This window comes from Roseovarius sp. MBR-79 (assembly GCF_053628555.1).
Map to the genome: position 1 here is coordinate 107,424 of NZ_JBRJGP010000002.1, position 11,868 is coordinate 119,291.

Consider the following 11,868-nt stretch of genomic DNA (forward strand, 5'->3'; position numbering starts at 1 on the left):
GCCACTTTATCTCATGATTTCAATGGCGCTTGGCGGACCGAGGAGGATTCGAACCCCCGACCCCTTGATTCGTAGTCAAGTACTCTATCCAGCTGAGCTATCGGTCCGTTGGAGCAGCGTTTAGACTTTGCCGCCGGGTGATGCAAGGGGCAGGGGACAGATTTATGACACCGCCGCGAAATTTCCCTTGGGCAGTGTGATGCAGAAGGACGTGCCGCTCTCGTCGCTTTTTTCCAGCATCAGGGTGCCGCCATGGCCGCGCATCAGTTCGGCGGCGATGGTCAGGCCAAGACCGGTGCCACCCTTGCTCACCCCGCCCTGAAACGGCTTGAAAAGGTGCTCGCGCGCCTTGGGCGGCAGGCCGGGGCCGGTGTCGGCCACGCGGATGATCCACTCGCGGGCATCCTCGGCGGCGCTGACGGTGATCTCTCCCGGCGTGCCGCTGCGCGTGATCGCCTGCCGGGCATTGCGTATGAGATTGGACATCACCCGGTGAAGTTGCTCGCCATCGGCCAGCAGGACCAATTCATCGGGAACGGCATTCGCGAGGCGCAGATCAAGGCCCTCCGCAGCCATGCGTTCGCTGTCGATCACATCGGCCACAAGGTCGCGCAGGCGGTGGCGGGCAAGGGTCGGGGCGGGTTCCTCGGCCTTGCCATAGGCCAGCGTCGCCTCGCACAGATGCACCGCGCGGGTCAGCGAATTGACCAGCTTCGGGGCCATGCGCTTGACGCCCGGATCCTCGCTCATCTCGAGCCGGTCGGTGAAAAGCTGCGCCGAGGTCAGGATGTTGCGCAGATCGTGGCTGACCTTGGCCACGGCACCGCCAAGCTGGGCAAGATGCTCTTTTTGCTTGAGCGCGGCGGTGAGCTGGGTCTGGAGTGTTTGCAGGCTTTCTTCGGCTTCGCGCAACTCGGTGATGGTGGATCTCGGTTTGATCACGAGGCGCGCATCCTCGGGATCGGCGGCATAGTCGCGCATGTTGCGCACCACGCGCCGGATCGGGCGCACCAGAAAGCATTGCACCACAACAAAAAGAAGGGTCGCGGTAAAGACCGAGATCACCAGCGACAACCAAAGGATTCGCAACCCGTAATCGACCATCGCCGCACGCAGGGCGCTGGTTTCCAGTGTGACCTCGATCAGCAGCCCGCCCATCCGCACCGGCGCGCCGATGACGCGGATCACCTCCGGCTCGGGCGTCCTGAGCCGGTGCATGGCGTCGCCGATGAGCGTTAGGGCGGGGGCGTTGCGCAGATCGAAGGTGCCGGTCACGGGCGCGGGCACGGGCGAGGAAAGCACAAGCTGGCGGGCCTCGTCACGGGCGAGCACGACGTTGAACACCTCGGCATTGCGCAACAGCTCTTCCTGAAGCTCCGGCGTCACCTCGCCCGCGGCCAGAAGCACGAGCGACGCGATCTGCGCGCGTTCCAGCCGGTCGAGCAGGAATTGCTCACGGAACCGCGCGATGGAGGGCACGAAAATCAGCACCTCGGCCAGCATCACGAAGATGGCCGTGAGGATCAGGAAACGCCCCGAAAGCGATCTTAACACGCGCGCCCTCCCAAGCCCCGGTCAGGGCAGCCAGCGTTGAATGAGGCCGACCACCCGTTTCACCATAGGGCTCTCGAACAGCTTTGGCGAGAAATAGGCCCCCGCCGCGCGCTTGTTGATTTCGCCAAGCGTGGGGTAGGGGGCGACCATGTTCGCCACATGCTTCATCTTGAGCCGGTTGGCGAGGATGAAGGCCCAGAGATTGATCAGCTCGCCCGCCTGCGCGCCCGCGATGGACACGCCGATGGGCCGCCCGCGAACCACCATGACCTTGATAAGGCCTTCGGTCTTGCGCTCGGCGATGGCGCGGTCGTTGTGGTTGTAGGGAAAGCGCACCACCTCGAGATTCCCGCCATGGTCCTCGCGCGCCTGCGCCTCGGTGAGGCCGACCTGCGCCAGTTCGGGATCGGTATAGGTGGCCCAGGGGATGTGATCGGTGCGGTTTTTTGCGGGCAGCGACAGCAGCGCCTGACGGATGATCAGCCCTGCCTGATAGCCCGCGACATGGGTGAATTGCAGCCCGCCCGCCACATCGCCGATGGCATAGACGCGGCGATTGGTGGTGCGCATCGACGCATCCACCTTGATGCCGCGTTTCGTGGTCTCGATCCCGGCGGCCTCGAGGTTGAGGCGATCGGTATTGGCCTTTCGCCCAACGGCCATGAGCAGATGCGTGCCGCGAAAGACGCGCCCGTCCTTGGCTTCGACCTCGATCGCCCCGGCCTTGCCGCGAATTTCCGCGGCCATGGCCCCGTCCTCGATGACGATCCCCTCGGCCTTGAATTGGTCGATGACGACCTGGGCCATTTCAGGGTCGTCCTGACCGAGGACCTTTGCCCCCTCGATCACCGTGACAGCGCATCCCAGACGCCGATGCGCCTGCGCCATCTCCATGCCGATGGGACCGCCGCCGATGATGAGCAGGTGGTCGGGCCGCTCGCGCAGCTCGAATATCGTCTCGTTGGTCTCATAGGGGACCGAATCGAGGCCGGGAATCGGCGGCACCAGTGGCGAGGATCCGGTGGCGATGACGATGCGCCGCGCGGTAATGACATGATCGCCCGCCTGAACCTCGGTCGGTGAGAGGAAAGCGCCATAGTCGCGGATCACCCGCACGCCGAGGCCCTCGAACCGCTCGACGCTGTCCACCGGTTCGATCTGCGCGATGACGCCCGCGACATGATCCTTGGCGGCGGCATAATCCACCTGCGGCACCACATCGGCCACGCCATATTGTGCGGCATGGGCCTGCGCATGGGCCGCCTTGCCGCTGGCAATCAGCGCCTTGGAGGGGACGCAACCGAAATTGAGGCAATCGCCGCCCATCTTGTGCCCTTCGAGCAGGATGACGCTTGCCCCCATCTGCACCGCGCCCGCCGCGACGGACAGTCCGCCCGAGCCGGCCCCGATGACCAGCAGGTCCGCATTCAGTTTCTGCATGTTCAGATGTCCCTTTTACCGCGAAAATACTTGATCACCATCGGCAGCGCCGATAGCGCCGCCAGCCCGAGAATGGGGCCGATGATGTGAGGTTCCCACAAGAGGGAAAGATCGGGGCTCTCGCCCCGGTCGAACACCTCGCCGAGGCCCACGCCGATCCAGGTAAAGACGATTGCGCCGGGGATGATCCCCAGAACCGTGGTGATGGCGAAGTTGACAAAGCGCACGCCGACGAGCGCGGGCAGGATATTGGCCACGAAGAAGGGCACTGCCGGCACCAGCCGCATCAGGAAAAGCACACTGATTTCATTGTCGTGCAGGCCGGATTTAAGACGCTTGAGCGTGCCCTCGGAGGCATCTATCCGGGCGGCCATGCTGCGCCCCAGTCCCCAGCGGGCCGCCAGAAAGATCGCCATCGCCCCGAGCGAGGCCGCGGTCACGTTGAGCATCGTGCCAAGCGCCAGGCCGAACAGGAATCCGCCCGTGACCGAGGCCACCGCCGCGCCGGGCAGCGAGAAGGCAACGATGAGGAAATAGGTGGCGATGAAGGCCAGCGCCATCAGCACTATATTGTCATTGCGGAACGCCATCAGCGCCTCGCGGTTATCGCGCAGCGTGTCGAAGGTGATGTAGTCGCGCAGCGTGACCGCGCCGATCACCGCCACGATGAGAATGGCCATCAGCGGCAGGTGCCGCATGAGGCCGGTCTTGCGCCGCGCGGGCGCGGGTGTCGAGCTTTGGTCCATGGGATCCCCGGTTCTGACAATCGCATCCCCTAGATGCACGGTCCAGCGGGGTCTTGCCAGTGGCCTCACGAGGGGGTGATCCGGGGTGAAGCGCGGGCCGTTTCCTGTAACATGGCTATTCGCCGCAGAAATCCGGTGAAAACACCTGGCGGGGGTTTGACTTGGCCGCGCGCCCTCTCTATAGACCGGGCTTCAGATCAATTCGGGCAGGGCGCGATTCCACGCCGCCGCCCGCCCAGGACCGGAGACGGAGCGATGAAACGCACCTTTCAACCCTCGAACCTTGTGCGCAAGCACCGTCACGGGTTCCGCGCGCGCATGGCCACCAAGGGGGGCCGCAAGGTTCTCAATGCCCGCCGCGCTCGTGGCCGCAAGGTGCTGAGCGCGTAAGCGCCAGCTTTTGCCGATGATTTCGACGCCGCCGGAGGCCCCTGACAGTCACGCAGGGAGAACGCTTCCGGTGGCGTCATCTTATTTGCCGTCAGTCGATGTGATGCGCAAGCGTGCCGATTTTCTGGCCTGCGCGCGGGCGCGTCGTCAGGGCACCGGCACGATGATGGTTCAGGCGCGCGACCGGCGCGACGACAGCGCCTTGATCCGGGTAGGGTTTACCTGCTCGAAGAAGGTGGGCAACGCCGTCACCCGCAACCGCGCCAAGCGCCGCTTGCGCGCCATCGCGCGTGAACTGCTTCCCACGGGCGGCCTGCCGGGATGGGATTACGTGCTTATCGGGCGCGCCGACGCGACCGCCATACGCCCCTACGACGACCTGCGCCGGGATCTCGGCTATGCCCTGCGCCGTCTGGGGCCGGGAGCATGACCCCGCTTGCGCGGATTTTCTCTTTACCTGTAAGGGCATATCGTCTGATCCTGTCCCCCTGGATAGGCTGGCATTGCCGCTATCAGCCGACATGCAGCCAATATGCGCTCGATGCGCTTGAGACGCATGGCGCCTGGCACGGTGGCTGGCTTGCGCTCAAACGCATTGCGCGGTGCAATCCCCTGGGCGGCTGTGGTTATGATCCGGTGCCGGGCACACAGTCGCAGGATGGCCAGAACGCCCTTTCGCCTGTTGCCGATCCGTGCGATAGGGACCCGCCAAACGAGACATCCATGGAGAACCGGAATGGAGATTCGCGAGGCGCTCACCTTTGATGACGTGCTGCTGGTGCCTGCGGCATCCTCGGTCCTGCCTGCGACGGCGGATACCCGCACCCGTGTCACGCAATCGATCCATCTGAACATTCCGCTGCTGAGTTCCGCCATGGACACCGTGACCGAGGCGCGCATGGCGATCTGCATGGCGCAAGCGGGCGGCATGGGGGTGATCCACCGCAATCTTTCGGTCGAGGAACAATCCCGCGCGGTGCGCCGCGTCAAGCGGTTTGAATCCGGCATCGTCTACAACCCGATCACCTTGCGCCCCGATCAGACGCTGGCCGACGCCAAGGCCTTGCAGGAGCGCTACAATGTCACCGGATTTCCGGTGGTGGACGAGACTGGCCGCGTCGTCGGCATCGTGACCAACCGCGACATGCGTTTTGCCGAGGATGACAGGACACCGGTGCGCGTCATGATGACCTCGGACAATCTCGCGATTCTTCAGGAACCTGCCGACCGCGACGAGGCAAAATCGCTGATGAAGGCGCGCCGGATCGAGAAATTGCTGGTGACGGACGGGCAGGGCAAGCTCACCGGGCTTCTGACGCTGCGCGATACCGAACAGGCCGTGCTCAACCCCACCGCCTGCAAGGACCGGCTCGGGCGGCTGCGGGTGGCGGCGGCCTCGACCGTGGGCGATGCCGGGTTCGAGCGCACCGCGGCGCTTGTTGAGGCGGGCGTCGACATGGTGGTGATCGACACGGCGCATGGCCATTCCGAAGGCGTGGCACGCGCCGTCGAGCGGGCCAAGACGCTCTCCAACGAGGTGCAGATCGTGGCGGGCAATGTGGCCACCGCCGAGGCCACGCGCGCGCTGATCGACGCGGGGGCCGATGCGGTCAAGGTCGGGATCGGACCGGGCAGTATCTGCACCACGCGGATCGTCGCGGGCGTGGGCGTGCCCCAACTCACCGCGATCATGGACAGCGCGCGCGCGGCGGGCGATGTGCCGGTGATCGCCGATGGCGGCATCAAGTTCTCGGGCGATTTCGCCAAGGCCATCGCGGCGGGGGCCTCCTGCGCGATGGTCGGCTCCATGCTTGCGGGCACGGATGAAAGCCCCGGCGAGGTGATCCTCTACCAGGGCCGCACCTTCAAGGCCTATCGCGGCATGGGCTCGCTCGGGGCGATGGCGCGCGGCTCGGCGGACCGCTATTTCCAGAAGGACGCGGCCAGCGACAAGCTTGTGCCCGAGGGGATCGAGGGACAAGTGCCCTACAAGGGCGGCGCGGGCACCGTGTTGCACCAGCTTGTCGGCGGGCTGCGCGCCGCCATGGGCTATACCGGTTGCGCAACGGTCGAGGAAATGCGCACCAACTGCCGCTTTGTGCGGATCACCGGAGCGGGACTGAAGGAAAGCCATGTGCATGATGTGCAGATCACTCGTGAGAGCCCGAATTACAGGATTGGATAGCTTTCTCAATCGCTTGTCTTACGATTCCAAGGTTGTCGCATGACCCCCGGCGCGCGCGTCTCCGCAGCGATCGAGGTGCTTGACTCGATCCTTTCGGGCGCGCCGGCCGAGCGAGCGCTTACCAATTGGGCCCGGTCCGCGCGCTATGCCGGATCGGGCGACCGGGCGGCGGTGCGCGATCACGTCTTCGATGCGCTGCGATGTCTGCGCTCCTTTGCGGCGCTTGGCGGCGGGAAGGATGGCCGCGCGCTCATGCTTGGCAGCTTCAGGGCGCAAAATATTGATCCGGAAATGTTTTTTACGGGTGACGGTCACGCGCCCGCGCCTCTCACGGCGGAGGAGCGGCAGGGTGGCCGCCCCCCCACCGAGGCAGAAGCGCGCGACTTGCCGGACTGGCTCTGGCCGCATTTCGAGGGGGCGCTCGGGCCGGACGCCACCGCCGCCGCCGAGGCGCTGCGTCATCGTGCGCCCATCACGCTCCGGGTGAATGCGCGACGGATCACGCGCGCGGCGGCGCAGGCGGGGCTTGCCGGAGACGGCGTCGTGACGCGTCCCGTTGACAATATCAACTTTGGATTGCATGTCACTGAGGGATTTAGAAAAATATCTCAATCCCTGCTTTACCGGGATGGTCTGGTCGAGTTTCAGGACGCAAGCAGTCAGGCCGCGATGGAGGCGATCAGCCTGCCGCAGGGCGCGCGGGTCCTCGATTATTGCGCGGGCGGTGGCGGCAAGGTGCTGGCGCTTGCCGCCCGGCTGGACGCCACGTGGTTTGCCCATGATGCCGCGCCGCAGCGGATGGCCGACCTGCCCGCGCGCGCGGAGCGGGCCGGCATTAGCGTCCAGCTGTGCGAGACCTCTGACCTCGCGGCGGCCGGTCCATTCGATGCGATTCTTTGCGACGTGCCGTGTTCGGGGTCCGGCACATGGCGTCGTGCCCCGGAGGCGAAATGGACGCTCACGCCAGAACGACTGTACGAGCTTGTGGGCCTGCAGGCAGACATCCTGGCACAGGCGACCAGTTTGCTTGCCCCGTCGGGCGTGCTCATCTACACGACATGCTCTGTTTTTATGGAAGAAAACGAACATGTTATCGAGCGATTTTCAAGCGGTGACGCGGCGTTCGGGATCCGTGAGATGCGTCGTTGGCCAATATCCGGGCTGGGCGACGGGTTTTTTCTGGCACATCTTTTGCATGATGTTTCGTATTTCAATCAATCTTGACGTGAGTTTCGGGCTGCCGTTAAGTCGTTCTTAAAACTTGGCTCACAATATCAGGCCGACAGTGTCTCGCATGAAAGGGGCGTCGGGTGGCGTTGTTCGGTCTTCCCGCTGAGGATGGCAAACTCGGTGGCGCGTCGCTGCGGGCTCGCGCGCCGGTGATCGTGCTCGCTGCAGTGATCCTTGGGCTTGCCGCGTTGTTGACCGGTGACAGGAACCTGCGCCTGATGCTGGGACTTGCAGCCTCGATTATGTTTCTGTCGGCGCTCTGGCTGCGGATATCGCATCAAAGGGCCGCAGATCATGCGCCGATGCCTGTTCCCTCTTACGGGGTGATCGAAGAGGATCCCGCGCCCGTCGTGATGACCGGGGCAGGGGGGCGTGTGATCCATATCGGGCGCGCCGCCCGGAACCTGTTCGCGGGCGAAGGGCAAACCAGTCTTGCCGCGCTCTTGCGCGATCATCTGGCCAATCCCGGCCCGTTGCTCTTCCGGATCGAGAGTCGCGCCACTGCGTCCGGCTCGGCGGTGGAGGATATCGTGACGCGCGCCGGCCATTTGCGCATCAGCGCGCACCGCGCGGGCACCGGGCGCTTCGTGTGGCGGATCGAGCCGACATCGGATCGTCCCCCCCACGGCAGCGATGTCCACCCGCTGCCGATGCTGACCCTCGGCCGTAACAATACCGTCTTGTTCATGAACCCGGCCGCGCGCGACCTGATCGGAGAGCGGATCACGTCACTGGACGCGATCTTCCCCCTGCCGCCGCAGCCCGGAACCGCTTGCGACATCCCGACGCCGGGTGGCCCGCTGCGCTGCATCTATGCGGAACGCTCCGGTCTGGCCGGTCGGCGCGAGGTCTTTCTTGTGCCGATTGCCGAGGATCCGCTCGCCACACCCGACGATTGGGCGCTATTTGACGTCCTGCCGGTGCCCCTGCTGAAGCTCGGGGGCGACGGCATGGTTCTGCGTGCCAATCCGCCCGCGCGCGCGCTGATCGGGCAAGGCAGTGACGATCCCTTCCGGCTGACGGAGGTGCTCGAGGGGCTCGGTCGGCCTGTCTCCGATTGGGTCGCCGATGCCGCCGCCGGGCGTGGCACGGTCAAGCCGGAGTTTCTGAGGGTGCGACGCGCGGACCGGGAAGCGTTTGTACAGGTCGCCCTTCGGCGCGCCCTCGATGGTGCCGAGGTTGTTCTCATCGCCGTTCTGAGCGACGCCACGGAGCTGAAGTCACTCCAGGCCCAATTCGTTCAAAGCCAGAAAATGCAGGCCATCGGGCAACTTGCCGGCGGTATCGCGCATGATTTCAATAATCTTCTGACAGCGATTTCCGGACATTGCGACCTCTTGTTGCTCGACCGTGATCCCGGCGATCCGGAATATGCCGATCTCATGCAGATCACCCAGAACGTCAACCGGGCGGCGTCGCTTGTTGGCCAGTTGCTGGCCTTCTCGCGCAAGCAGACCCTCAGACCCGAAATCCTGGACCTGCGCGATACGCTCTCCGACCTGACGCACCTGCTCAACCGTCTCGTGGGCGAACAGGTGTCCCTGACGCTCGACCATGCCCCGGGATTGTCCGCCATACGTGCCGATAAACGCCAGTTCGAACAGGTCGTCATGAATCTCGTTGTCAATGCACGGGACGCCATGCCTGATGGGGGTGAAATCAGGATCGTGACCCGCAATCGCACCATCAAGACTCCGCTCAATCGTGATCGCGCCCAGATCGCTCCGGGAAACTACGTTTCGGTCGAGGTCATCGATACGGGGCAGGGAATCGCGAAAGACAAGTTGGAGCATGTTTTCGAGCCGTTCTTCACCACGAAGAAAGTCGGCAAGGGAACAGGCCTCGGCCTCTCCACAGCCTACGGGATCGTCAAGCAGACCGGTGGATTCATCTTTGTCGACAGCGTCGAGCATGAGGGCACCACGTTCCAACTTCTTTTCCCTGCGCATGACCACGCGGTGGAGATTGCCACCACGCCCGTCGAGTCGCGTGTGCGCGGCCCCTCGAACGGCGGTGTTGTCCTGCTCGTCGAGGATGAGGTTCCCGTGCGCGCCTTTGCCAGTCGCGCCTTGCAGCTGCGGGGGTTCACCGTGATCGAGGCAGGATCGGCCGAAGAGGCACTCGAACTGCTCCGGGATCAGTCTTGCCACGTGGATGTGTTCGTCACGGATGTTGTCATGCCGGGAATGGATGGTCCGAGCTGGGTCACAAAGGCGCTGGCGCGGCGTCCTGAGGTGCGTGTCGTGTTCATTTCGGGCTATGCCGAAGAGACCGTCGGAGACAGCCGGTCGCGCATTGCCCACTCCGTGTTCCTGCCGAAACCGTTCTCCCTTGACGAATTGGCCGCAACCGTCGAGCGAATGGCGGCAAAGCTTCCGTCAGGGAGCGAAAACGATGTGCCGTGATCATGGGCTTTTGCGCCGCGCAGGTCTCGGCAGGTCGTAGGTGCCATCCGCTTTGATGCTGGCGTGAAGCGCAAAATCAGAGGCATATGTCCTGTGCAGAAGATCGCGTGTACCGGGCGCGAGACAAATGGTGCGATCTGGCGAGCGATTGGTTGGCTCGGGTGCGACGGCCACCCCGAGTCGCTCTGCGAGAAACCCCTGCAAAGAGCGCTGGTCCTCGTATCGAAAGAGATGCGTCACCCGCGTGCCGTTCCGTTGTGGTTCGAGAAATTTCGCCTGACTGCCGACCCGGGCAAAATCCGGTGGTTCGGGATCGCAATAGGCCTCGACGAAGGCGTCGAAGTCCATGCCGTAGGTGCTGTTCGGATGACCGCGGAGCGCTTCGCGGCTGCGATAACGATACCAGCTTCCGAGCCAGTCCGCAGGTTCGCGCATGACGGCGACGATCGTTACATCAGAACCCACGAAGCGCTCCACCATCTCCCGGAAAAACCGGTTGTAGCGGAACACGGGCGCATGCTTGAGTTCGGGTGGCGCGCTGACGACAAGCGCTGCGTGCTCGGCCAGGGCACGCGCATATGCCGTGCTGCCGGTCTTGGGCACCGACAGAAACACGAGTTTTTGTCTGGCAAAGATCAGCATGACGGAACTTTCACGGCACCGGGTGGAGGGTAACCTTGTGTTAAGCAATTGCGTCCAGAGTGTCACCACGAGATTGCATGTTGCAATGTTCACATTTTGTGCTCATAACTGGATGCGGAACATAGAGTGAACCTTGCGCGGCATTGCCGCCAAGGGTGGCCTGTGAAATAAGGGATGGAATTCATGGCAATGGCGGATCTTCTCTCGATGGACAACAAACGCAGCGCCGACAAGCAGAAGGCCCTCGACAGCGCTCTCGCGCAGATCGAGCGCCAATTCGGCAAGGGCTCGATCATGCGGATGGGCGGCGACAATCCGATTGCCGATATTGAGTCCACATCGACCGGGTCCATCGGTCTCGACATCGCGCTCGGGATAGGCGGCATTCCCAAGGGGCGCGTCGTCGAGATTTACGGGCCGGAAAGCTCGGGCAAGACGACGCTGACACTTCATTGCGTGGCTGAGGAGCAGAAAAAAGGGGGGGTTTGCGCCTTTGTGGATGCCGAACATGCCCTCGATCCGATCTACGCGCGCAAGCTTGGGGTGGATCTCGATGAATTGCTTATCTCGCAACCTGATACCGGCGAGCAGGCCCTCGAGATCGTTGATACTCTGGTGCGATCCGGCGCGGTCAGTCTCATCGTGGTCGACTCGGTCGCCGCGTTGACCCCCAAGTCGGAGCTTGAGGGCGAGATGGGTGATTCGAGCGTGGGTGTGCATGCGCGCCTCATGAGCCAAGCCATGCGAAAACTGACCGGATCCATCAGCCGCACCAAGTGCACCGTGATCTTCATCAACCAGATCCGCATGAAGATCGGCGTCATGTTCGGAAGCCCGGAAACGACGACGGGCGGCAATGCGCTCAAGTTCTACAGCTCGGTGCGCCTTGACATACGCCGGATCGGCGCGATCAAGGATCGCGACGAAGTGGTGGGCAACGCCACCCGCGTGAAAGTGGTCAAGAACAAGGTGGCACCGCCCTTCAAGCAGGTGGAGTTCGACATCATGTATGGCGAGGGCATTTCGAAGACCGGGGAATTGATCGACATGGGCGTCAAGGCGGGCGTGGTCGAGAAATCCGGAAGCTGGTTCAGCTATGGCGATCAACGGGTCGGTCAGGGGCGAGAGAATGCCAAGACTTACCTCAAGGACAATCCTCAAATCGCTCTCGAGATCGAGGACAAGATCAGGGCTGCCCATGGGCTCGACTTCAGCATGTCCGCAGATGACCCGACCGACGTCATGGAGGGGTGAGGTCGCAGGTTCGATGGTGGAC

General features: G+C 63.6%; 11 protein-coding genes, 1 tRNA gene and 1 pseudogene. 7 read left to right on the forward strand and 6 right to left on the reverse strand.

The features are described 5' to 3' along the window. Window positions 1–30: 30 nt before the first annotated feature. The 4 genes from ACSSV8_RS02320 to ACSSV8_RS02335 form a co-directional block, all read right to left on the reverse strand. A tRNA-Arg gene (locus ACSSV8_RS02320) sits at window positions 31–107 on the reverse strand. A 55-nt stretch (window positions 108–162) separates the two neighbouring features. Then, window positions 163–1,554 carry a sensor histidine kinase gene (locus tag ACSSV8_RS02325; RefSeq protein ID WP_454281380.1) on the reverse strand — a complete coding sequence of 464 codons (1,392 nt, stop codon included), beginning with the start codon at window positions 1,552–1,554 and terminating at the stop codon, window positions 163–165. A gap of 21 nt (window positions 1,555–1,575) precedes the next feature. Beyond that, on the reverse strand, window positions 1,576–2,994 hold the full coding sequence (locus ACSSV8_RS02330; protein WP_454281381.1) for a dihydrolipoyl dehydrogenase family protein: 1,419 nt from the start codon (window positions 2,992–2,994) through the stop codon (window positions 1,576–1,578). Window positions 2,995–2,996: 2 nt separating this feature from the next. Then, window positions 2,997–3,740: a TVP38/TMEM64 family protein gene (locus ACSSV8_RS02335; protein ID WP_354537035.1), complete on the reverse strand. Its 744-nt coding sequence runs from the start codon at window positions 3,738–3,740 to the stop codon at window positions 2,997–2,999. 255 nt (window positions 3,741–3,995) lie between these two features. On the opposite strand from ACSSV8_RS02335, the gene rpmH reads away from it, so the two are divergent. From rpmH to ACSSV8_RS02360, 5 genes and pseudogenes are all read left to right on the forward strand, one after another. Further along, window positions 3,996–4,130, forward strand: a complete 135-nt coding sequence (gene rpmH / locus ACSSV8_RS02340) for a 50S ribosomal protein L34 (protein WP_354537036.1) — start codon at window positions 3,996–3,998, stop codon at window positions 4,128–4,130. Window positions 4,131–4,146: 16 nt separating this feature from the next. Further along, window positions 4,147–4,560 carry a ribonuclease P protein component gene (rnpA, locus tag ACSSV8_RS02345; protein WP_454281382.1) on the forward strand — a complete coding sequence of 138 codons (414 nt, stop codon included), beginning with the start codon at window positions 4,147–4,149 and terminating at the stop codon, window positions 4,558–4,560. Beyond that, a pseudogene (gene yidD / locus ACSSV8_RS02350) lies at window positions 4,557–4,787 on the forward strand (membrane protein insertion efficiency factor YidD); the annotation flags it as partial. The gene rnpA and the pseudogene yidD, both read left to right, overlap by 4 nt. A 79-nt stretch (window positions 4,788–4,866) precedes the next feature. Continuing rightward, window positions 4,867–6,315 (forward strand): IMP dehydrogenase, encoded by a 1,449-nt coding sequence (gene guaB, locus ACSSV8_RS02355; protein WP_354537037.1) that lies wholly within the window; start codon window positions 4,867–4,869, stop codon window positions 6,313–6,315. 39 nt (window positions 6,316–6,354) lie between these two features. Then, entirely contained in the window at window positions 6,355–7,539 is a 1,185-nt protein-coding gene (locus tag ACSSV8_RS02360; protein ID WP_354537038.1) for an RsmB/NOP family class I SAM-dependent RNA methyltransferase, read from the forward strand. 50 nt (window positions 7,540–7,589) lie between these two features. Here ACSSV8_RS02360 and ACSSV8_RS02365 read toward each other — a convergent pair whose 3' ends face one another. Beyond that, on the reverse strand, window positions 7,590–8,093 hold the full coding sequence (locus tag ACSSV8_RS02365; RefSeq protein ID WP_454281383.1) for a hypothetical protein: 504 nt from the start codon (window positions 8,091–8,093) through the stop codon (window positions 7,590–7,592). On the opposite strand from ACSSV8_RS02365, the gene ACSSV8_RS02370 reads away from it, so the two are divergent. Next, a complete protein-coding gene (locus ACSSV8_RS02370; protein WP_454281384.1) occupies window positions 8,076–9,950 on the forward strand; it encodes an ATP-binding protein in 1,875 nt (624 codons plus the stop codon). The genes ACSSV8_RS02365 and ACSSV8_RS02370 overlap by 18 nt on opposite strands. Here the strand turns inward: ACSSV8_RS02370 and ACSSV8_RS02375 are convergent, their stop codons facing one another. Next, window positions 9,951–10,592 (reverse strand): gamma-glutamyl kinase, encoded by a 642-nt coding sequence (locus ACSSV8_RS02375; protein WP_354537041.1) that lies wholly within the window; start codon window positions 10,590–10,592, stop codon window positions 9,951–9,953. A 183-nt stretch (window positions 10,593–10,775) separates the two neighbouring features. Here ACSSV8_RS02375 and recA point away from each other — a divergent pair, with 183 nt between their 5' ends. Next, on the forward strand, window positions 10,776–11,846 hold the full coding sequence (gene recA / locus ACSSV8_RS02380) for a recombinase RecA (protein ID WP_354537042.1): 1,071 nt from the start codon (window positions 10,776–10,778) through the stop codon (window positions 11,844–11,846). Window positions 11,847–11,868 lie beyond the last annotated feature (22 nt).

Excerpts from the sequence above, each read along its gene's own strand:
- ACSSV8_RS02330 (WP_454281381.1), bottom strand. The coding sequence starts at position 2,994 with ATGCAGAAACTGAATGCGGACCTGCTGGTCATCGGGGCCGGCTCGGGC.
- ACSSV8_RS02335 (WP_354537035.1), bottom strand. The coding sequence starts at position 3,740 with ATGGACCAAAGCTCGACACCCGCGCCCGCGCGGCGCAAGACCGGCCTC.
- rpmH (WP_354537036.1), top strand. The coding sequence starts at position 3,996 with ATGAAACGCACCTTTCAACCCTCGAACCTTGTGCGCAAGCACCGTCAC.
- rnpA (WP_454281382.1), top strand. The coding sequence starts at position 4,147 with ATGATTTCGACGCCGCCGGAGGCCCCTGACAGTCACGCAGGGAGAACG.
- guaB (WP_354537037.1), top strand. The coding sequence starts at position 4,867 with ATGGAGATTCGCGAGGCGCTCACCTTTGATGACGTGCTGCTGGTGCCT.
- ACSSV8_RS02360 (WP_354537038.1), top strand. The coding sequence starts at position 6,355 with ATGACCCCCGGCGCGCGCGTCTCCGCAGCGATCGAGGTGCTTGACTCG.
- ACSSV8_RS02365 (WP_454281383.1), bottom strand. The coding sequence starts at position 8,093 with ATGGCCGGCGCGCGTCACGATATCCTCCACCGCCGAGCCGGACGCAGT.
- ACSSV8_RS02375 (WP_354537041.1), bottom strand. The coding sequence starts at position 10,592 with ATGCTGATCTTTGCCAGACAAAAACTCGTGTTTCTGTCGGTGCCCAAG.
- recA (WP_354537042.1), top strand. The coding sequence starts at position 10,776 with ATGGCAATGGCGGATCTTCTCTCGATGGACAACAAACGCAGCGCCGAC.